Genomic DNA, 20,680 nt, shown 5'->3' with positions numbered 1-20,680 from the left:
AAGTGAGAATTAAAAATGGATTCAACGAACCAACAAAATAACCCGAATGACATTGAAGAGAATTCTAGTCGTAGCACTGAAGTAGGTACTACCGATGAAACTATTATTTCTGCAAACCAAGTTCATTCAGAAGAAGACCAACCTAAAAAACTGAAAAATACAAGTATTAAAACTGCTAACAAAAAACGTGTTTTTGCAGATACGCGCTTTCGCGTTGTTGCAATTATTGGTTTGGTAGTAGTTGGTGGATTAGGCTTTTTTATGTTTAACCCAATGGGGAAAAGTGACCAACTAGCTTTAGATAATCAGGTTGCTATTGCTACACCAGAAATCCAAGGACAGGGTACAAATGTTATCCCTCCTGAATATGTAGAATATGAACGTCAAAAACAAGCTGAAGAAGCTGCTCGAGCTGGCAAAAATGGTGAAAGCTATTTGCCCGAATTTAAAACAGTTGCAACACAAGATCCAAACGGCGATCTGAACGATCAGAATTTTATTACAGGTCCAAATGGGCAACCTGTAAACGGTTCTGCAACAGGTGGTACACCAAATATTACGCTTGAACTTGACCAGATGGCCAGAGCTAATATGGCAAATCAAGGTGGTGCATTACCTCAACCAACTAGCGGTGGTCTACCACAACAACCACAAACACAAAACGGTGCTAATCAAAACGCACCGATTTATCAAACTAACTACGCGCAACAATATGAACATGCTTCATCTGCTGCTAATGATGTTGCTAGTGTATATAGCCAACAAGCAGCTGCTTATGCAGAACGTAATGCTGCAACGCGTGAATTAAGTCAAACTGCTTTTGTTGATCAACTTGCTGCGTTTTCTAATACAAAGAACAAGGTCAACGGATATTCAACATATAAATATTCACACAACACTAAAGCATCGGAAGGGCAACAAAACCTTGGAAGCTTGAACGTTGCGAATACGACTAGCGAATCTACTAAAGGACTAGCAATCATTAAAGCTGGTACAACAATGAAAGCGCGTTTAGATACAGGTGTGAATACTGATAAAGGTAAAAACCTATTTGCTACTGTTATTGGCGGTAAATTTAACGGCGCAAAACTTATTGGTACTGTTGGTCTGAATACTGCGGATATTGAATTTAACTTTACCCGTATGTTGTTTAAGGGCGAAGAGTATGCAATCCAAGTACGAGCTTTAACTCTTGGAACAAAACAATCGGGCATGGCTGATAAAGTCCAAAAACACACTTTGCAAAAGCTTGGCGGTATGGTTACTGCTGGAATCTTTGAGGGTTACGGACAAGCCTATCAAAACATTGGTACAACCCAAATCACAAATACTGGCAATGTTGTAAGCACGAAGGAAGAGCCAAACGATAAAGAAATTGCCGGGAACATCATTGGTAACGTTGGTACGGAAATGGCGAACATGGCACGTACATCAACAGTTCGACCAACTACGTATATCGTTAACAGCGGAAAAGTATTTGAAGTCTTTTTTGATGCTGACGTAACAACACCGAAAAATAAGGGGTAAGCGAAATGTCTGATAATCAAATGACTGCTGAACAGGCAAAGAAAAATCTAAAAGATGCTGAAGGCAAACCCCAAAAAGGCGAAGGTAGTGCGAAGGGTGGTATTCCTCCAAAACTTCTTATTGTTATTGGTGTTATTGCCTTAATTATGATTGGTACTTTCTTTTGGATACAAATGAGTAAACCAAAAGACGTCAGCACGGCAGTTGCTCCAGAACAAACACCAGAATCCATTGATACTGTTGGTCAAGGCATTCAACAAACACAAGCAACATACAACCAAAATCAACAACCTTTAAAGGACAATAGTATTGCTGATGATACGGCGTTCATTGTTGATGAAAATATTGTGTTTAAAGATCCTACCACTGGTCAATACATGATTATGTACAAATCCATGTCGTATCCGATTGATTCTGATCTAGGAATAGAGGCAGTTAACTTCTATCAAAGTCAGGGTACGAATGCACTTATTTTATTACAACGTTTGAAAGAAAAAGAGCAAGCGCATGGGCAAGTACAAAACGGCGAACAAACTGCAGTTGCTCAATCAGAAACCATAATCAAAAATGAACAACTGAAAGCTGAAAATGACGATCTTAAAAACCTTGTTGAATTGCAAGAACAGGCAATTAAGGAATTAAAGACTAGTTTAATCAAAATAGCTAAAGACCAGACTAAGCAAAAGGCTTTAAGTACATCGGGATCTAAAACCTTATCAATTCCAAAAGGTGCAAAACGCTTGGATGCTTTTGCGGTTGTAGGCGATCGCGCTTGGATGACAGATTCTCAAAACCATACATATACAGTCTATGTAGGTCAGAAGATGCCAGACAATCGCACGGTCTATGCTGTTGACGAAAACGAACAAGCCATTTGGGTGAAATAAGGAAAATAGCGTGGATGCATTAGATATAGTTAAAGCGATATTAAACATATACGGTCCACTACTAAGCTTTATACGCATTTGCTTTGTTGTAACGGGGTTGGTGATTACTGGCACGGCGCTTTTTGACTTAGTGCAAGCATCATCACCTCAACAAAAGTTCTTTGGTCATGGAATGAAAGAGCCTACCACTGGTGGGGCATTGTTGAAGATTCTTATCGGTGGTGCTTTTGCATCACTTGGATATGACGGATATATCATTGGTGCACTAGGTTCTTCATTGTTTGGTGGTAATGGCATAGAACTTGTAACGGTACAAAGTTACTTGCCTAATGCTGGTGCTAATGATTTAGGTGCATATATCGTTACGGCGGTTGTAGGTTTTACGCAACTGGTAGGGATTATAGCGGTAGCTCGTGGCTTATATGGTTTTGTAGAGAAAATTGATGCTCAAGGCAATGCGACATACCGCAAAGCATGGGTTTTAATTATAACAGGTGTATTATGCGTATACGTTCAGGACGTACACGATGTCTTTGTTAATACCTTTGGAACACAAATAGGAGGAACCTTTTTTACAATATTTTAAACAATCTTCTTAAAATAGGGTGAGAGTTTCTTAAAAACCTTGTATAAGATATTGAAGATATTTAACGAGAAGTTTAAAATTAAGCAACTTAAAGCAATAGGGTTTTAAGAATGTTTAATTACAGTGCGGAGATTAGCTCCCGTATATTAAATAAAAGGAAAATGACAATGGTATCATTAGTAAAACACTCAGTTCGCACTGTAAAAGCGACTGCATTCCGCGCAAAAGTAATGTTTTTAGCTTTTGTTTCTGCATTAATGGGTCAAGTTGCATATGCAAACACTGGCACATGGAACCCAGGTGGTACAGCTTACGGAAAACACGCTGCTGGTTCTGATGCGAATGAAATCTTAGGCCGTGGTGAAACATTAGGTCAAAACGTTTATAAATTCTTAATCGTAGTGTTCATGGTGCTTGGTTTAGGCTTAGTTGGTACTGGTTTGTATATGATGTATACATCAGAAGAAGATCAACAAAAGAAAAAGAAAACTGCTTGGATCTGTATTGGTGTGGGTGGTGCGTTATCAATCGTAGGCTTCATCATGTTCTCTGCTGCGAACACTATTACTGGTAAAGCGTAATACAATAATAAATAAGTTTAAAAGCGTGGCTTAGGCTGCGCTTTTTTTATTTTAAAAATAGTATATACATGTTTTAATTAGACCTTACTTAATAGTATTAAGGGGTTTAAGTGAAACATATAAACCGTAAGTTTGGTATTTTAAGACCTATTAACGGCGTAAACGACAAGCAAGAGATACGTCAAGATAAAACTATCCATGATGGTTTTAAAACCAATGAGACAATAAAGCAAATAATGTCTTCACAACCAGCTAAATGCTATTTTTGTGATTTCTATGACGAATACTTTTTAGAGCCACATCACTTAGACGGCGATCATAGCAACCATACGGCTGAGAACATTGTAGCGGTCTGTACGCTATGCCATGCACAAAACCACATCTTTGCACTATCACTGGAAAAGAAAGCTGAAATATGCGTATTGAGTACGAACATACCTCAAGAGATCTTTAATCAATATCAACGTGCATTACTGGTGTTATCGCATAAGTCTGACAACCAAGATCCTGAGCTTGCTAAGTTCGCACGGCGACATCGCCAAAGCTTGCTTGTAGAGCCGTTAAAGCGCCATCAACGCCCTAATCCTACAAAGATGTCTGAAGCAGAATACGCACGTAATATGTTTGAGGATATACAGGCGTTTAATGCGATTAAGACACGAACCCAAACAATTGATACCCAACTGTACTTCACGGACATTAAGTTCAACACAATGGCTGAATATGAAGAAGCCAAGCAAGAAGATATGTTGGTAGCGAACGTTGATTACGTAGACCAGCTCCGCAAGTACAAAGAGTGGTATTTGAATGCCATCAAAGAGAACAAAAACTTTTCTTTGTATCAACTCGCAAAAGCTTTGGAAAAGGTATCAGACGAAGCATACGAGAGCTTTAATCTGCCAAACCACTACATAGTATTTTCCCCGAATATCTTTACTGACGAGCAGTATGAGTACTACCAAACACTAGATGTATTTAAGGGTTTGGGTGATAAGTGAGTTCACATAAATGACAGAATGCTTAACAGATACCGAATACATAGATATGAGCTTAGAAGACGTTATATCGGGCATAGTGTTACAGCCATTTAAGCCTGACATAGTGAATGATATAGCGGTATTGGATAGCGTATTTGAGACGGACATATTGAATGATGATGAATACTCATTTATTGGTCCATACATCTACAAATATTGGGAACTTGGGATAGATGCACTACCAAAGGAAACGCACGATCAGCTATCGATATTTCGCTTATGCGTTATAGGTACTGAGGCTTTCAACTTCCTGAACGATTTGTATATACCAACGACTCGCGACACTGGTCATACATCTAACACGCTAATGCTACTCCATGTTGTACATATAGCGATAGGGAATCAGACAACAACTGGTGAAGACTCAACGGGGCATTTTCAAGATCCACTGATTAAAGCGCTACTGTTGATGAATATCCCCGTTAACAGCGATTGTTTGCTGTTGGATGACACTTTGGTACACCTAAACAAAATAACGGCGCTGAGTGGCTTAGACGTTGAAATACAGGTTAAGCAAAGTGTGAGTGTGAAGCATAAGAAATTACTAAGCACCAACTTTGGATTTGACAATCCATTATCAATTATAAGCGTTTTGGAACAAAAGAAACTGTCTGAAGAACTGACACGCTACTTTCCGATGATACATCTACCAACGTCCGTAGAAGATGCGACAAACCAGATAGATACGGGCAACTTAAAAATGAGTTCGCTGCAATCTTTTTGTATATACCAAAACTTAAAGCTATCGGTGTCTAAAGTTTTCCACGAACAGGGCTTATACCAGAACAAAGAGATCTACATAGAGCTTGATAAGGTTCACTTCCAACTTAAAAATACAGGTTCCTTAAACTTCAAGGTGGGTACTTTAGGTGAAAGCCAAGAGGTTTTAGAAACGGCGTTTTGGCAACTGCTTAATAAGGGTTTAGTGTTTGACCTAAATAGTTTTAAGAAGTATGTCGAATTAAAAGAGGACGAAACCGTTAAAACTGATGTATTTACTAATTCAAAAAATGATAATATCCCTTTTAACAGTACCTACTATGAGCTTTTATTAAGGTTGGTTTTAGATACAAGCTTAAAACCCTCTGTAAAAAGTCTTGAGGTCGCAATTCAAAATAAGGATTTCGACAGTGCGATTAACGTTTTAAGAGAATTACCGTTTTTTAGTGCTTAATGCTTAAAGGCATGTCTAATCAAAGATAGACGTAGAAAGGTGAATAAAGGTGTTTAAATGAGTAAGAAGAAAGCTGAGAAGTCTGGTTATAAAAAGACTGGTTACTCCAAGATTGAAATTATATTGATGTTATTCCTACAAAGCATGAAAGCTGACGTAGAGGATTATTGCGATTTAGAAACAGTATCGGACGAACATACGTTTGTCACAAAAACTGGTACAATGATTACGATCATCGAATACAAGGGGATTAAGAGTTTAATTAGTGGTGATGCATTCAGCCGTCAAATTGGTTTGATGACGAGCAACATGCGTAACTACTTCAAAGACCGTGGACATACGATTCATCTAGCGTTCAAAGTAGACCATGAGACGCCATACGCGATTCATGACTTGAATGCCATGCAAAAGGCGACCACGGCGCGTTGTGCGATGAATCTAGACATCATCATTGATGAAATGACAGAAACCATTTCAGGCGGTGTATTTAACGAAAGCTGTTATATCGCTTTAATCTCTGAGCCAACCTTACTATCGCCAATCGATAAGGCTCAAGACTCAAAAAACCGTAAAAAGCTACTGTCGCAAATTACAATGCCAAGTACGGTCAATGCTCAAGACATGCTTAAATCATCGGACAGCTTATACGTACACCATGAGTCTTTTGTCTCACAATTCTTAAACTCACTCTCAACTGAAGAATTTCCAGCAATCTATGAAGTATTGAATGTTGTTGAAGCTGGTCTAGCGATTAAAAAACAAATTGCCTCACATTCAACTTCAGATGACTTCACCTTGTCTGTGCCGATGCTGAATACACGCTTACCGATGCGTTGGAAAGAAATACCATCAGAACATGATGCGTCACACGTTTTGTATCAACCGATCTCAGAACAACTCATGACGAATGCGATCTTACCTGGTACAAGTCAAGGTTCATTCTATCCAGTGGGAAGTGTTATCACTGACGGCGTTGTATATGCTCCATTGATGGTAGATATATATCCAGCGAAGACGAATACGTTTGAAACGCTATTCCGCTTATTACACCAGGCCAAAACGCACGACACTAGCGGTAACATCCGTTCTATCCCATATGCGGTGAGTTACTGTATTACTGGTGATGGTATGGCTGGAACCATGATGAAACGCACGTTATCAAGCGTTATTCACTTTATGACGGCACAAAACAAAGCCATTCGTAATGCTGGTAACATTTTGATGGCCACTAAAAATGACCTAGATCAAGTAGACACTGTTGCTGGTCTGCAAATGACCATGATGACATGGGCACCAAATACCGAAGATGGTGTAAACATTCTTGTAGGACGGCGCCAAAAGCTTTGGAAGAGTTTTGAAGCGTGGGGCGGTGCAAAAGTCATGGAACAGGCTGGCGATCCTATTTTGACTTGGGCATCACATATACCGGGCTTGATGGTACGTAATCACGCACCTATTTCACCGGCACCGCTGTTTGATGTGTTCTACATGTTACCGCTGACACGTATTAACTCACCATTCCATAAAGGGCATCAGCTCAACAAAACCTTAGACGGTAAACTGATTATTCTTGATTCGTTCTCAAATGAAGTGACTGTATGGACGACTATTAACATTGGTAAACCGGGTACGGGTAAATCGGTCACAATGAACAAAGGCATGCTTGAGGACATCATGATGCCTGGTAACGAGCGTATCCCGTTGACCTATATTGTCGATGTGGGTGAGTCAAGCCGTGGGTTAGTAGAAACAGTGCAAGATTCATTGCCTGAAGAGCTACGTCACTATGCCATCTATAAGCGTATTAAAAACTCAAAAGAAGAAGCGATTAATCCGCTTGAATTCAGTATGGGCTTACGCTACCCGTTAAACTACGAAATGCGTCAAATGACAGCGTTTTTAAGTTCATTGGTAACACCGCCTGAATTGAAAGGGCAACCAGCCAAAAATACTTCTGACGTTATTGGTGCGGTCCTACGCCGTACATTCTATTTTGCTGATGATACGAATGCTGATCATAAAGCACGTAAGTACATGCGCTTTGCAGATCCAGAACTAGATCGCATCATGGAAAAACACGGACTGATTGAGCCACATTCTGAACAAGGTAAGGATATTTCTTATTACGCTCTACGTGACCTTTTCCATTCTTTGAATGAGATCCGTGGACGCACGTTGGCACACCGTTACGCAATGCCGACTATTGGCGATATGATTGAAACCCTTTCTGATTCATCAATTTTAGATGTTTGGAGTGATGTTCATATTGATAATGAACGAGCACTGGACTTTTTGGCGCATCAGATTATGGCTGCACAAAATACCTATCCAGCATTCTTCTATCACACTAACTTTGACATCGGTAACGCTCGTGTAGCTTCTATCGACTTAAACGAAGTTGCGACATCATCAGATCCTAAAACTACATCTCTATTCTTCCAGATTGTACGGATGTTCATTAAGCGTAAGTTCGCCGTGAGCCGTGACGATATTCCAAAATTCCCACAAGCTTATCGTGAATATGCAACCCAACTGATTAATGAGCTTCTTGAAGACCGCAAAATTATGTCTTATGACGAATTGCACGTTGCGAAAGGCGATCCAATCCTATTAGAAGAATTGGCTGAAGACGCACGTACATTGCGTAAATGGGGTGCTCGTCTTAACTTGGCATCACACAAAGTAGAAGACTTTAAAGACTTGGTTGGCTTTGCTACGGCGTATGTGATTGTCGATCCTGGTACACGCGAATCTCGTGAAGCTATTCGTGACAGTATCGGTCTAACTCAACTAGAAATGGATGCTCTTGGTTCAGGTAACGTAGGTTTCTCAGATCAAGGCTTAACGTACTTCAGTAAAATTAAACTCGAAAAAATGGAATGTTCGGGCTTATATACCGTTTCACTTGGTCCAATCCTTTTATGGTCACTCAGTACACATCCCGATGAACGTGCGCTCCGTAACTACACGTATGACCTTATCGGTGAACGTGGTAAGGCGTTGAAGGTCCTTGCACAATTTTACCCAAAAGGTGCGAAGAACCAGATTAAGACACGGCGTACCATGATTGAGAAAAATGCCAAAAATAAAGGCACGGACTTTGACGAAAACAAAGCAACTGCTTCAGTGATTTCTACCATGGCACAAGAGATGGTTGTTGAATATCAACGCTATGAACTTGAGCAAAACATGAAGAAAAAATTACTGAACCAACGTAAGTCTGAAGCTGTTTCTTCTTAACTCCAATCAGCTATATAGATTTGCGTTAATTGGTATATACATTGAAGTGCTTGGAAATGGGTAAGGTCGTTAAACAACGACTTTGCCTATTATCCTGAAGATAAAAGAGTAGGTCGCAAAGCATGGCTTCTACACAAAAATACGGCACACAAACAAAGTTCAGGCCAAGTTCGCTTAAGCGTGATACACGATCAGGCTTAGAGAAAATCCATTTAAAACTTACAGCGCCAGACGGCGCTAATTATTTGGTTGGCGTTCTTGGTGCTATTGCAGTTATTTTGTTTGTTGTTCCGTTTGGCGGTGAGATATTTATAGGGATCGCGTATTACCTATTAAAACGCTACACACATCCGAATGATTACTTTTTTGAGTGGCCATTCCGTGCGCCGTTGCATTCAAACTCACTGGATGCGTCAACTGACATTACATCACGCGTAAAAGATGACGTACTGGACAATCCAAAAGCCTTTTTGGAATACGCACGTACCAATCGCGATAAGCTACAAGGTGAGGGTGTGACTTACCTTGGTCGTTGCCGTGAAACTGGTCTACCTGTTTATGCATCTAACTCCGATGACCGTACACATCAAATTGTGTTAGGTACTACGGGTTCGGGTAAAACAGAATACATGCTAGGTAACTGTGCCAACCAGTACGTACAAAACTCAGGTTATATCTTTGTAGACGCAAAAGGTGATACCAAGGCTCAACAAGACCACTATCGTTTATGTAACCGCTTTGGGCGTAATGAGGATCTATTAACGATCAACTTCATTACCTCAGGTCGTAACATGCTACGTGCACAAACCGACAAGATGACCAACTCAATGAACCAAATGAGCAACACCAGCTCAGGGATGTTGATTGAATTCTTGATCAACTTGCTTGATGACTCAGGCGGTGGCGGTGGTGACATGTGGAAAGGTCGTGCGATGGCCTTTATCGCCGCACTTACACGAGTTTTGGTCTATCTACGTGACAATGGCTTCATTCAGCTTTCACCAAAAGTATTCACGCAATACATGGAACTTGAAGCACTTGAAGAATTGGTATTTTGTCATAACGATAAATACGGGATTGACTTTGAACGTGTGGCTGAACAACTTCAAGGCTACCTCGTTTCATTACCTGGTTATTCAAGCAACCCTAAAAAGTTAAAGAAACAAGAAACCAAAACCCGTGAGCAACACGGTTATATCACCATGCAGTTAACCAAAGCGATTAACGACTTGACGTTTAACTACGGTCACATCTTTGGTGTAGAGCATGGCGGTGATATTGATATTTTTGACGTTGTACTTAACCGCCGTATCTTAACTGTGCCATTACCAGCTCTTGAGCGTTCACCAGACTCACTCAAAATGCTCGGAAAATTAATCATTGGCTCAATTAAACAAATGATGGCTGGTTCCCTTGGTAACAAAATGGAAGGTTTACGCCGTGCCATTATTGACGCACGACCAACCAACGCCACTACTTCATTTAAGCTATTTTTGGACGAATGGGGCTACATCGTTATTGTCGGTGCTTCGGTTTTACCAGCTCAGGCACGTTCGCTTAACTTCTCTATTACGTTCGGTGCTCAAACATTTGAAGATATTGAACGTGGATCTAAAGAGGAAGCAGCTGCTACATGGGGTAACACGACCGTTAAAGCCATTGGACGTACTACTTCGGGTGCTGAAAGTACAACATACAAATTGGTTGATGGTTTTGCTGGTGAAGAGTGGCAAGGTAAAGTTAACTCAATCAATATGTATCAAGGTCTAGTATTCAACCGTTCGGTACCACAAACAGAAGTCCAGTTCGCCAAAGAAAAACGTGTGACAATTGAACAAATTGCCGGACAGCACAACGGCGAATTTACCTTGCTCATATCAACTAAAGGGGAAGGTGGTAAAACTTCAGACGTTAAAATCGTATCAATGTTGGCGTTCTATGTGGCTGGTGATCAACCCAAGTACTTACGCTTAAATGACCTTTGCCCAATCTTCAATATCCAAAAATCTGAAATCTACGATCCTACTTTAAAAATTGAAGACTTCATTCATGAGATTGAGGAAAAACACACGCTACTGACAGACAACAATTCATCTGCCAATGTCACGGCGCTTGGTGATTTTGAGATCTGCAGAAAGCTCAATAACACCTTGTACGAAAACAACAACACGGTAAAAGACTTTACTCAAGATTTTGTACATCAGATTCTTGAAGCAAGACGTCTTGAATCCATCACACCTGAAGGGATGGCACCTGGTCAAAGAACAGTAATGTCTTCGTCCACGGCGAAAGGTGAAATCTCCAAAGAACAAAAACACCGTGAAAGTATTGTTTCAGCACAAAAAGAAGCAAACATTAAAGACCAGATTATTGAGAAGCGAAAACAGTTCCAGTACTTCGGTAAAGATTCTGACATTTCACCTCAAGTACAAGCTGGTGCTTACAACAATGCGGATCTTGATGCTGAATTTAATATCTATGGTGAACGTATAAGCGAACCTGAACAGGCTCAACAGGAAAGTGATGTTGAAACTGTGACTCGCGCCGTTATCACACCAATGAACCTAGACAGCTACTATGATGAATTGAAAGAGATCCTAACAGGATATGACTTAACCGTTGCGCCAATTACTGAATATCAGCTTGTTCAGATACCACGCCATGTAAAACCTGAAGATCAGACACAATACATTGCGGAAAACAAAGCCAGTCTTGATCAAGCCATCTCACATAGCACTAAAAATGAAATGGAATTCGTAGAACAACAGTATGCAGCTAAGTTTGAAAAAGCTTTGATGAAAAACCCGTTCTCGCACGAATGCGTTACTTTTGAAAAATTGTTGGTGATACTTGGTTCAAAAGGTTCTTCAGCTTCATTACGATCAGGCATTACAATCAAAAAAAAGGATGACTAAACGCATCCATGTAGAAGACATAAGGCTGGTTATCCAGCCTTTAGTTTTTTTGGGTGAGCTGTTTGTACTTAATACGCCTTAATTCATCACTCGGCATGTATTGGGCTATTTCATATTCGCTCTTATACGGCGTTTCATTGAATATGGCCAATAACAACAACTGCGACAGCGGAATGGCTTCAGGCACCATCATTTCGATTAAGCGAAACTTTTCAGACGCATTCACATCAAATGCAACCAATAGCGCCGTATATGGAATGTGGCGATCTGCAAGTGATAAATCGGGGTAAATAGGTTGGTCCTAGTGCTAACGTTTGAAAGTCATACATATTCAAGCAAGAGATAGCTTTAGGTACATTGGATAGGTTCACGGCGTAAGATTCAATGTTTGAACACATATTGGCATCCAGTTTGGTTTTAACCCTAGTTTAGATGCATTTTAATATAATAACTTAGTTTTAACGTGCGTATTCTTAAACATAACTAAACCACTTTTTAAAACCTTGTTTTGTTTTAGGCTTAATCGGTATATACCATTTCATAAAAAGTTTAATGAACTGTGTTTTACCCTTTACAATCCTTAATACATCAATTAAATTGCCCTTAAATCACATCCAATATACAGGATATAGGCAATGACTAAAGAACAGCTAGACGACTTACAAACACTTGGAATGACTGACTATAAAACACGTTTACACGTTAAAGGTGTGCGAATTGTTGAAGTGCAACAGTACTCAAAGTCTGTCGATAACAACGCCGTACAACCACTTGCAACTAATACCACTCAACCGCAATTCTTAAATTAATTTTCCAAAAAAATACTTATAAGCACTTTCTGTATTAATATATCTTTATTAGTTTTAATAAAGCATTAATCAATGGAGTGCTTAAAATGTTAGACACTTTACTTTCGGTATTTTCAGCAAAACATAAGCTTTATAAGAATCTCAAGTTAAAACCCTTTATTGATACCCGTTTAGTCAATTCTGACAGCATCGCCATGACCGATGTTTTCCCTTTTCATCAAATCAAAGATTCTCTTTGTATGACTGGTATATCTCCTACTAATTTTGTACCAGGCAAAAACATTGTTTTGAATCCACATGCCAAAGATAACGATTCCATCAGCTACCTTGGTCAAGATACGCAAAATCATAAGCCGTTCTACATCTCTACCTTTGCTGAAGAATTGGCTGAAGTATTTAATCCGATTTTTGCAGAAATCATTCATCTTGAAACACCATGCTTACTTGACCTATCTGAAATTGGGGGCTTCTCAAATTCCAAGTCGGATTTAAGCCAGTACCGTAGCATTGATGATTTTGTAAAAAACGCATGCCCTGATTACATTAGTGATGTGAGTATGGAAAATTTAGATCGAATGTTGTTATGGCCAGAAATCCGTTTATTGAACTCTCCAGATACAACCACTGATCAATTTTTTATCTATGGCTGGAGTCCTAAGATTTTTGTTCAAAATGCTGGTGGATCACATCACATGGCTGCTGCACATTACTTGGCTAAGAAACTGAGCCAATGTGTGCCGATTCAAGGCAAAGTAAGTTTGAATCTAATCTCAAGTAAAGCACTTCAAAACTTTGATTCAAAATACGCTGCGTTCGCCGTGCCAGATGATGCATTGATTGATATGGGGAATGATTTATCAGAATCAGGGCTTGAATATCAGCTGGTGTTTTTCCGTGAACGTGAAGTTAATTTTATCTTCTTCAAAAAGAATGATCAGAATGCCCGTGTTATTTCGCTATTCAACAATCTGCATGCTTCATTGAATGGTGCATTAAAGTCGGCGGTTCAAGCGCAATTCAAAAATGAAGCACTACTCACAGTCATGAGTGCTAACCTCTCTGATACATCAGAAGATCAATTCTTTAGCACACGACCTCACTTGGCTGAGATCTACAATCACGTTCAAAACGAAATTTGTTTGAGTGGTCCTAAACCGACTAGCCCGACAATCTAAGGGGTAGGGAATATGGATCACCAATCATCAACTACACCACATGCACTCATTCTCGGTCTGACACTTGAACAGGCCATTTCTGTTTTAGCAAAGAAACCCGTTGATGCTACCCACTACAACTATCTTGAAGATGACGAGTACAACACCTACGTCATGATGAAACCTGAGTGGACTAGCCTCAACAAACATGCCTACCTACATGTAGATGGCTTAACCCATGAGCGTAAATGGATGTTTATGCCGAATGCTTTAGGTGAGTACAACTTGATAGAGGGCTGTATTGACCTGTTTGAACTTAACCAGGCCATCGAACAGCAATATCTTGTGTTTGAACAATTCCTGAATAGCCACGGCACACCGTTCCGCAAAGTTGGTGAGAAGTTTTCTTTTGTCACACAACTGCTCTTTGATGCATGGGTGATAGATCCAGAACGTGCGATTCAAAAACTTCATGAGATGAAGGAAACAAAAATCTCATTACAAGTGCCTTTGCTTCATGGGGATAGTCAGCATGATTGATACGCATTGCTCTAGATCAACCGCATCACCACTCGCCATTTGTACGTGGACCTAATCAATCCGCACGGTTCCACTTTTTACGGATGCATCGCATATGCCAAGCGTACCATCCGTTTAGCCACTTCAACTGAAATTGAATTACGGACGGTGAATAACAATGAACATGAATGAAAACATTGCTTCAGAAATTGAAGCTCGTAGCGCTTTTGAAAATAAATACGGCGTGGTCGGTAGTCTGTTGGCCAGTGGCAATTATTCTTCTTGGGTGCATCAGGCGAAATGGGAAGCTTTTCGTGATGGTTGGATGCAAAGTGAAGTAGAAACTAAAAAGTCTATCTATCAAATGCAAACACCAGCCATCAGCGATGACCAATTGGAAGTAGAAAAATTACTGCAGCTGCTTGATGACTTTTGGAATAAGAAATGGGGCGATTGGAAATCATCTGCAGATATGGTGGCGCAAGGTGAGGCAAATGCCTATGAACATGCGAGAGGATTGCTTGAAACGGCGATAAAACAAGATGAAGCCACATGCCAGTGGTTACGCAATCAATTGGCAACGATTCAAACTGAATTGGATGCTTTTATCACATTCGTTAATGAACACCTTGCTTACCATGAAAGTGATGGTCCAGATTTAATGTCGAAGATCCAGAAGCTCAAACATTTGATAAAGGTTAAACCATGATTACGGTTCAAATAGAGATGTGTGGCTTTGGGATTAAACGGCGTTGGGAGTTTGGAGATCCGCGCCGTGCGCCAATTACAGTTTTAGAAATGGGCTTCATTAAGGTTTGTAAAATGCGTGGTGATAGCAAACTGGTTGAGTTCATGAGGGGTTATGCAGACGACAAAGAATTCAACTGGCATCCCAAAGTTCGCATTGCACGTAGAAAAGCAGAACGTAAAGCCTATTCGTACTATGACAACCACTACAAACAGCAGATTAGAGAACTTTTCGATCGCCAAAATGTAGACCGCCAAAAACAATATGAATTGGAACGCCAAAACAAAGCGTTATTGGCTGTTATTGAACTTAAAAAAGAACAATCGTAGGTATATACCATGACGGGAATTGAATATTTTCAGAAGTATGGCTGGAGTCACGCCGTCCAGTCCGTTAGTCGAATTCCAAGTGAATACAACGAATATTCACCAGACCTCAAAACTGTTGTTGTAAACGGCAACTTTCGTTATGCGATGGCTGCGGAAATCAGCAAAAAGAAAACTGAAGTCTATGTTACTGAGCTCAAACAAATCATTGAGAGTGAAAAGCTACTAGAAGACTTCTTTAACTTGAATCTGGTTGGTATAGAAAAAGGCTTAAGTAATGCTAAGCGTGAAATGCAAGACATGGAAGAACAGGGGATTGTTGAATTCAACCATCGTTTTGATGACGACCTGACTTGCACCACGGAACGCATGAAACTTGCCATCGCTCAAATAGACCATCTTTATCAAAACAACATTACAAAAAGTGAGTAATGCCCATGTTAGAAATGTTCCAAAATCAAACCATGCGATATATCTCTATTGCCATTGGCGTGATTAGTATCTTTATATTCCTATACCTACTTAAACTCGGTGAGGGGCTTGTCATTAGCCTTATAGTTGCTGTGTTCATATGTGGTTTGAGTTTATTCAAACTGAAAAACTACTATGAAAAAAATAACCCATACATCAATGCAGAACACCTTGCTTGGCTGTATGGTGAATTGCAAGAATATGACCAGGATCTATTCACAACTGTCAGCAATCTGACCAAGAGTACTGGACGTTTAGAATTGAGCCAGCTTAAATCAATCCGTAACCGCTATGCTTCTTCCATGAACGAAACTCAACTACAAGCATTGGCCAGTGAACATACTGAAGAAAGCAAATATCGCTTAGACCAGTACAACTACTCAATTTATGTGATGGATGAAGTCATTAATCAATATTAATGGCTGTATGCAATCTCTATTAACATCGCCGTGTTATATATCTGCTATACGCGGTATCAAATGTATAAAGAGATATAAAACTATTGAAAGGTTTATAAAATGAACACAACTCTACCTATTCTTATTCATAGCGTTATTGGTGGTATTGGTGAACATCCAGATGCTAAAAAACGAAGCTTAGGATACGGCGCTATCATGCTGTATATACCGATTGAACATATGGTCGGTTCAGGTGTACTTAAGCTGATGATTGATGTGAATACACTGTCGATCTATGCGTCTGAAAATCCTAATTACCTAAAACAACCACATACCATCAATGAAGCTTCTCACTTGTGGAATGCATTGCGCTTTGACAGTGCTTCTAAAGCCAGCCGGAAGGTCATTCATGATAATGGGTATGTTGAGTGTTTGTTTTCCATTCCTATGAAGGTTCTTGAGCCATTTATGGATGCTGAATTGATTCAAAACGAATTAGGACTTCCATACATGGCCATCGATCAAACTGACAAGTCGAAATGCATGCCGATTTGGTATGATGATGTCAGTAAATCTACCAATCAATTTATTGATGGCAACTACAACGATTATCCTGGTGTGCAGGCATCTTAAATTTTTAAGAAAAGTTTTTAGCTTTGATGGTTTATTAATATATTTATATCGACCACATTGGCGATGATGAAGAGAACAGACTCAATATGGCCCGTTTAATGGGCCACATTTATTTTTATAGATTAGGGATGCCAACGGCGTGAAAACAAAAATCATTTTAAACATCATTTTGTGGACCTTAACCGTCCTAACTTGTTTTGCGTGGATTGCCTTTACGTTTATTCAACCAGTTGGCTACACCATGACTTTTCTTGTTATTTTAATCTTGATGACAGTAGTGCTCAGCTGGTGCTTGGCAACACCTTATATTAAGACCAAAGACCGAACCAAGCGACTAGACGAAAACTTTATGCTACTTATGCTCTCTGTTGCTGTTGTTCCATTCCTAATGTTTCTACTGTCATATGGTTTTATATGGTGTTTCAAAACGCTAGAAAAGAAACAGTTCAACCATGACCATATTGCTGCGATGGTACCGGGTAGTAACTTCAATCAACTACAAAAGTTTGCCAAGGAAAACTACAACGCGCCACTTGTGTTAGGTGACTTTAACGAAAGTTGGGCTTTAACTTCCTTAGATATACCGCAAGCTTCTCCAGCTTCATTAAGATCTAGTACAGGATATTGCCTGGTGAATATGTCTAAAACCAGCATGAACACCATGTATAAAGAAGCAAAAACCGATGTAAGCTACAACGATTGGGAAATGCTGATATTAGCGCACGAGTTATCTCACTGTTTAGATCGTGCGACCGATGTGCCTGGTGAACTTGGCCAGCCACTTAAAGCATTAAATTCAATTGCGCCGTCTGATCGGTCCAAAGTAAAGATGGATGATGTATCTACCTTTGTAACCGCTGAAAGTAGCGGTAAAACGCAACTATGGCGAGAATCTTATGCGGATCTGTTTGCGGTAGGTTTTATGTCACTTGATCCAAAATACGATACTGCAGCGTTAAGAGAAAGCCTGATTAAATTACGTGAAAAACGTAAGGCACAAGATCCAACCCATAATTCGGTGTGTTGGTTGCAGTATTCTAAGAGTCAGCCTTTCCCACAAAAAGGTTCGGATGTTTTTTCTTGGGCAAATAACATCAGAATTAAAGCGCCGTGCGAGTTGAAATAACTTGTCTTCAGACAAATTAAAAGCCCGAATTTCGGGCTACTTTTATACCAGCTAATTAACAATAAAAGCCAGGGCTTATAGTTGGTGCAGACATATCATCATAGACGCAATCTATACTGACTGCAGGTTTATCAATGTGGCTAAATAAGCTTGGATTGACCAATTGATTTGTTAGCTTAGATTTTTCTATACTAAAGCCAACCAGTTCAACTTCACAATCACACACGTAATGGAATTTTGCCTTACCGTGCAACACAAATACATTAGGTGACTTCTCATACATCTTGAAGTACTCGGCTTGAGTTTGTGACAATGGAACCTCCAGCACCACAAAGCCATTTGGTACGACAAAAACTGCAGATCCATCATTTACTGAGTAAACGATGGCTTGAACATCAGAAGCACGTTCAAAACCCACACTTTTTTTTATCATTTAGATTACCTTTTTATATTGTAGCGAATGAACGTTGTAAAACAGATTGTAGATCTGCTTCATTTGTAATATTCGCCTCGAGCGCAGCGTTTCGTACATCAGCTAGGTTTAACCAATGGCGGTGCTCAGCTTTAGTTTTTTCAATTTTGTGTGGTGTTCTTGGGTATTCCCAACTCCAGTAATGCTTTTTATAAATCTCCTTATCTTTCACAAGATACGCCTGTATAGATTGACTATCCTCATTAGTTGCATAGCCAACGCCAAAGTAAATATCTAAACCTTGCTTTAGTGCAGTTTGATAATCGGCTTCAAATTGAATAACAAGGGATTCAATCCTAGCTTCATGAGAAAAGATACTAGATAGTTTTAATATCACACGGCTCCAAGTTTAAGGCAATATGCCTCGAGATAAAACCATTATAACGGTCAAAATCCACTAAATTAGTTTATTTAAAAAAAATTTCATTAAAGTTAAACCATTGAAGATTAAAACATACGGCGAAAAACTTAGGTTTTTTATTCAATATTAATCAGACTTACTCAAATTTAGTCTAGATGAACTGGTATTTTTAAAATTAAGGCTGCTTCGCGTTCCCATTTGTGAACAGATTCTCATTTTTGAGAATGAATTATATTTCATTTTTTGACTGACACTGGAACAATTAGCCATAGACGAGTAGGGGGTGGGTAAAGCCATATACCACATTTAAGAAATAACGCCGTAGTGGTGTTAATTCATTGTTAATTGAATATGGTTTGAATTAAGGCTTGATGGAAATGCATTAGTAGAATTATGGGTGCTGAATTATCAAAATTAAGTTTTGGATTATTTTAATCAACTAAAAAAACATCGTTTGCGTTTATAAAGCCAGCAGTTGATCAATTAGCTGATCAACGCAAGGGTATTAACCTTTTTTATGGTTTAAATACTTTTGAGTACGTTCTAATAATTTCGGGATGGTTTTTTCTGCTTCTTCTTGGGTGAGATGCAAACCATAAAATTTATTAGTTGTTCCGTAGCTTTCATTAAGTACTGAATGGGAGTGACGGGCACTGGCTGGCAATGTCTAGCAACGGCAGGCATTTCGGCTGAGGGTAAAAGAACTTTCCGCTAAGCGATAGACTGTATGTAAACACAGTATTGCAAGGACGCGGAACATGCCTCATGTGGCGGCCAGGACGGCCAGCCGGGATCGGGATACTGGTCGTTACCAGAGCCACCGACCCGAGCAAACCCTTCTCTATCAGATCGTTGACGAGTATTACCCGGCATTCGCTGCGCTTATGGCAGAGCAGGGAAAGGAATTGCCGGGCTATGTGCAACGGGAATTTGAAGAATTTCTCCAATGCGGGCGGCTGGAGCATGGCTTTCTACGGGTTCGCTGCGAGTCTTGCCACGCCGAGCACCTGGTCGCTTTCAGCTGTAAGCGTCGCGGTTTCTGCCCGAGCTGTGGGGCGCGGCGGATGGCCGAAAGTGCCGCCTTGCTGGTTGATGAAGTACTGCCTGAACAACCCATGCGTCAGTGGGTGTTGAGCTTCCCGTTTCAGCTGCGTTTCCTGTTTGCCAGCCGGCCCGAGATCATGGGGTGGGTGCTGGGCATCGTTTACCGCGTCATTGCCACGCACCTGGTCAAGAAAGCGGGCCATACCCACCAAGTGGCCAAGACGGGCGCGGTCACCCTGATCCAGCGTTTTGGATCGGCGCTCAATCTGAATGTTCACTTCCACATGCTGTTTCTCGACGGTGTGTATGTCGAGCAATCCCACGGCTCAGCGCGTTTCCGCTGGGTCAAGGCGCCGACCAGCCCAGAGCTCACCCAGCTGACGCACACCATCGCCCACCGGGTGGGTCGCTATCTGGAACGGCAAGGCCTGCTGGAACGGGATGTCGAAAACAGCTATCTGGCCTCGGATGCGGTGGATGACGACCCGATGACACCCCTGCTGGGGCACTCGATCACTTACCGTATCGCTGTCGGTTCACAGGCGGGGCGAAAGGTGTTCACTTTGCAAACTCTGCCGACCAGTGGTGATCCGTTCGGTGACGGGATTGGCAAGGTAGCCGGGTCCAGCCTGCACGCCGGCGTGGCGGCCAGGGCCGATGAACGCAAGAAGC

At 40.5% G+C, this 20,680-nt stretch carries 20 protein-coding genes and 1 pseudogene; 18 read left to right on the top strand and 3 right to left on the bottom strand.

The annotated features are described in order from the left end of the window. The first annotated feature begins 15 nt into the window (after window positions 1–15). The 8 genes from FTV08_RS11670 to FTV08_RS11635 all read left to right on the top strand — a co-directional run bounded on the left by FTV08_RS11670 (window position 16) and on the right by FTV08_RS11635 (window position 11,947). Entirely contained in the window at window positions 16–1,527 is a 1,512-nt protein-coding gene (locus FTV08_RS11670) for a DotG/IcmE/VirB10 family protein (RefSeq protein ID WP_024160793.1), read from the top strand. A gap of 5 nt (window positions 1,528–1,532) precedes the next feature. Next, a complete protein-coding gene (locus FTV08_RS11665) occupies window positions 1,533–2,414 on the top strand; it encodes a hypothetical protein (protein ID WP_024160794.1) in 882 nt (293 codons plus the stop codon). 10 nt (window positions 2,415–2,424) lie between these two features. After that, a complete protein-coding gene (locus FTV08_RS11660; RefSeq protein WP_024160795.1) occupies window positions 2,425–3,000 on the top strand; it encodes a hypothetical protein in 576 nt (191 codons plus the stop codon). Window positions 3,001–3,167: 167 nt separating this feature from the next. Beyond that, entirely contained in the window at window positions 3,168–3,581 is a 414-nt protein-coding gene (locus tag FTV08_RS11655; RefSeq protein WP_024160796.1) for a hypothetical protein, read from the top strand. Between the two features lie 110 nt (window positions 3,582–3,691). Further along, window positions 3,692–4,579, top strand: a complete 888-nt coding sequence (locus tag FTV08_RS11650) for an HNH endonuclease (protein ID WP_024160797.1) — start codon at window positions 3,692–3,694, stop codon at window positions 4,577–4,579. A gap of 10 nt (window positions 4,580–4,589) precedes the next feature. Continuing rightward, window positions 4,590–5,792 carry a hypothetical protein gene (locus tag FTV08_RS11645; protein WP_024160951.1) on the top strand — a complete coding sequence of 401 codons (1,203 nt, stop codon included), beginning with the start codon at window positions 4,590–4,592 and terminating at the stop codon, window positions 5,790–5,792. A 57-nt stretch (window positions 5,793–5,849) separates the two neighbouring features. Continuing rightward, window positions 5,850–9,032: a hypothetical protein gene (locus FTV08_RS11640; RefSeq protein ID WP_120364225.1), complete on the top strand. Its 3,183-nt coding sequence runs from the start codon at window positions 5,850–5,852 to the stop codon at window positions 9,030–9,032. A gap of 122 nt (window positions 9,033–9,154) precedes the next feature. Further along, window positions 9,155–11,947 (top strand): type IV secretion protein DotL, encoded by a 2,793-nt coding sequence (locus FTV08_RS11635; RefSeq protein ID WP_042892356.1) that lies wholly within the window; start codon window positions 9,155–9,157, stop codon window positions 11,945–11,947. 40 nt (window positions 11,948–11,987) lie between these two features. Here FTV08_RS11635 and FTV08_RS11630 read toward each other — a convergent pair whose 3' ends face one another. Then, window positions 11,988–12,173 carry a hypothetical protein gene (locus FTV08_RS11630; RefSeq protein ID WP_058952567.1) on the bottom strand — a complete coding sequence of 62 codons (186 nt, stop codon included), beginning with the start codon at window positions 12,171–12,173 and terminating at the stop codon, window positions 11,988–11,990. Between the two features lie 448 nt (window positions 12,174–12,621). Here FTV08_RS11630 and FTV08_RS16260 point away from each other — a divergent pair, with 448 nt between their 5' ends. The 9 genes from FTV08_RS16260 to FTV08_RS11590 all read left to right on the top strand — a co-directional run bounded on the left by FTV08_RS16260 (window position 12,622) and on the right by FTV08_RS11590 (window position 18,131). Further along, a complete protein-coding gene (locus tag FTV08_RS16260) occupies window positions 12,622–12,756 on the top strand; it encodes a hypothetical protein (RefSeq protein ID WP_257221201.1) in 135 nt (44 codons plus the stop codon). Between the two features lie 86 nt (window positions 12,757–12,842). After that, window positions 12,843–13,931, top strand: a complete 1,089-nt coding sequence (locus FTV08_RS11625) for a DUF6685 family protein (RefSeq protein WP_065995116.1) — start codon at window positions 12,843–12,845, stop codon at window positions 13,929–13,931. Window positions 13,932–13,943: 12 nt separating this feature from the next. Then, window positions 13,944–14,450, top strand: a complete 507-nt coding sequence (locus FTV08_RS11620; protein ID WP_033917403.1) for a hypothetical protein — start codon at window positions 13,944–13,946, stop codon at window positions 14,448–14,450. A gap of 157 nt (window positions 14,451–14,607) precedes the next feature. Next, window positions 14,608–15,138 carry a hypothetical protein gene (locus tag FTV08_RS11615; protein WP_033917402.1) on the top strand — a complete coding sequence of 177 codons (531 nt, stop codon included), beginning with the start codon at window positions 14,608–14,610 and terminating at the stop codon, window positions 15,136–15,138. Next, window positions 15,135–15,506 (top strand): hypothetical protein, encoded by a 372-nt coding sequence (locus FTV08_RS11610; RefSeq protein WP_005005929.1) that lies wholly within the window; start codon window positions 15,135–15,137, stop codon window positions 15,504–15,506. Before FTV08_RS11615 ends, FTV08_RS11610 begins: the two co-directional genes overlap by 4 nt. Before the next feature lie 9 nt (window positions 15,507–15,515). Continuing rightward, on the top strand, window positions 15,516–15,935 hold the full coding sequence (locus FTV08_RS11605; RefSeq protein WP_000145713.1) for a hypothetical protein: 420 nt from the start codon (window positions 15,516–15,518) through the stop codon (window positions 15,933–15,935). A gap of 5 nt (window positions 15,936–15,940) precedes the next feature. Further along, window positions 15,941–16,393 carry a hypothetical protein gene (locus tag FTV08_RS11600; protein ID WP_033917408.1) on the top strand — a complete coding sequence of 151 codons (453 nt, stop codon included), beginning with the start codon at window positions 15,941–15,943 and terminating at the stop codon, window positions 16,391–16,393. A 99-nt stretch (window positions 16,394–16,492) separates the two neighbouring features. Beyond that, entirely contained in the window at window positions 16,493–17,005 is a 513-nt protein-coding gene (locus tag FTV08_RS11595; protein WP_043041524.1) for a hypothetical protein, read from the top strand. Between the two features lie 139 nt (window positions 17,006–17,144). Beyond that, window positions 17,145–18,131, top strand: coding sequence for a hypothetical protein (locus FTV08_RS11590; RefSeq protein ID WP_065995117.1), 987 nt, complete (start codon window positions 17,145–17,147; stop codon window positions 18,129–18,131). A 55-nt stretch (window positions 18,132–18,186) separates the two neighbouring features. Here the strand turns inward: FTV08_RS11590 and FTV08_RS11585 are convergent, their stop codons facing one another. Together FTV08_RS11585 and FTV08_RS11580 are read right to left on the bottom strand one after the other, a co-directional pair. Then, a complete protein-coding gene (locus tag FTV08_RS11585) occupies window positions 18,187–18,564 on the bottom strand; it encodes a hypothetical protein (protein WP_057694184.1) in 378 nt (125 codons plus the stop codon). A gap of 13 nt (window positions 18,565–18,577) precedes the next feature. After that, a complete protein-coding gene (locus FTV08_RS11580; RefSeq protein ID WP_227520106.1) occupies window positions 18,578–18,940 on the bottom strand; it encodes a hypothetical protein in 363 nt (120 codons plus the stop codon). Window positions 18,941–19,722: 782 nt separating this feature from the next. Here FTV08_RS11580 and FTV08_RS11575 point away from each other — a divergent pair. Beyond that, a pseudogene (locus tag FTV08_RS11575) lies at window positions 19,723–20,680 on the top strand (IS91-like element ISVsa3 family transposase); the annotation flags it as partial.

It is taken from the genome of Acinetobacter sp. YH12226 (assembly GCF_013417805.1).
Lineage (GTDB): Bacteria > Pseudomonadota > Gammaproteobacteria > Pseudomonadales > Moraxellaceae > Acinetobacter.
The sequence above is the reverse complement of the archived record's forward strand: the minus strand, read 5'-3'. Positions and strand labels throughout refer to the sequence as shown.

What these genes read in the sequence shown, in the direction of transcription:
- FTV08_RS11670 (WP_024160793.1), top strand. Translation starts at nt 16, where the DNA reads ATGGATTCAACGAACCAACAAAATAACCCGAATGACATTGAAGAGAAT.
- FTV08_RS11665 (WP_024160794.1), top strand. Translation starts at nt 1,533, where the DNA reads ATGTCTGATAATCAAATGACTGCTGAACAGGCAAAGAAAAATCTAAAA.
- FTV08_RS11655 (WP_024160796.1), top strand. Translation starts at nt 3,168, where the DNA reads ATGGTATCATTAGTAAAACACTCAGTTCGCACTGTAAAAGCGACTGCA.
- FTV08_RS11645 (WP_024160951.1), top strand. Translation starts at nt 4,590, where the DNA reads ATGACAGAATGCTTAACAGATACCGAATACATAGATATGAGCTTAGAA.
- FTV08_RS11640 (WP_120364225.1), top strand. Translation starts at nt 5,850, where the DNA reads ATGAGTAAGAAGAAAGCTGAGAAGTCTGGTTATAAAAAGACTGGTTAC.
- FTV08_RS11635 (WP_042892356.1), top strand. Translation starts at nt 9,155, where the DNA reads ATGGCTTCTACACAAAAATACGGCACACAAACAAAGTTCAGGCCAAGT.
- FTV08_RS16260 (WP_257221201.1), top strand. Translation starts at nt 12,622, where the DNA reads ATGACTGACTATAAAACACGTTTACACGTTAAAGGTGTGCGAATTGTT.
- FTV08_RS11625 (WP_065995116.1), top strand. Translation starts at nt 12,843, where the DNA reads ATGTTAGACACTTTACTTTCGGTATTTTCAGCAAAACATAAGCTTTAT.
- FTV08_RS11620 (WP_033917403.1), top strand. Translation starts at nt 13,944, where the DNA reads ATGGATCACCAATCATCAACTACACCACATGCACTCATTCTCGGTCTG.
- FTV08_RS11615 (WP_033917402.1), top strand. Translation starts at nt 14,608, where the DNA reads ATGAACATGAATGAAAACATTGCTTCAGAAATTGAAGCTCGTAGCGCT.
- FTV08_RS11610 (WP_005005929.1), top strand. Translation starts at nt 15,135, where the DNA reads ATGATTACGGTTCAAATAGAGATGTGTGGCTTTGGGATTAAACGGCGT.
- FTV08_RS11605 (WP_000145713.1), top strand. Translation starts at nt 15,516, where the DNA reads ATGACGGGAATTGAATATTTTCAGAAGTATGGCTGGAGTCACGCCGTC.
- FTV08_RS11600 (WP_033917408.1), top strand. Translation starts at nt 15,941, where the DNA reads ATGTTAGAAATGTTCCAAAATCAAACCATGCGATATATCTCTATTGCC.
- FTV08_RS11595 (WP_043041524.1), top strand. Translation starts at nt 16,493, where the DNA reads ATGAACACAACTCTACCTATTCTTATTCATAGCGTTATTGGTGGTATT.
- FTV08_RS11585 (WP_057694184.1), bottom strand. Translation starts at nt 18,564, where the DNA reads ATGATAAAAAAAAGTGTGGGTTTTGAACGTGCTTCTGATGTTCAAGCC.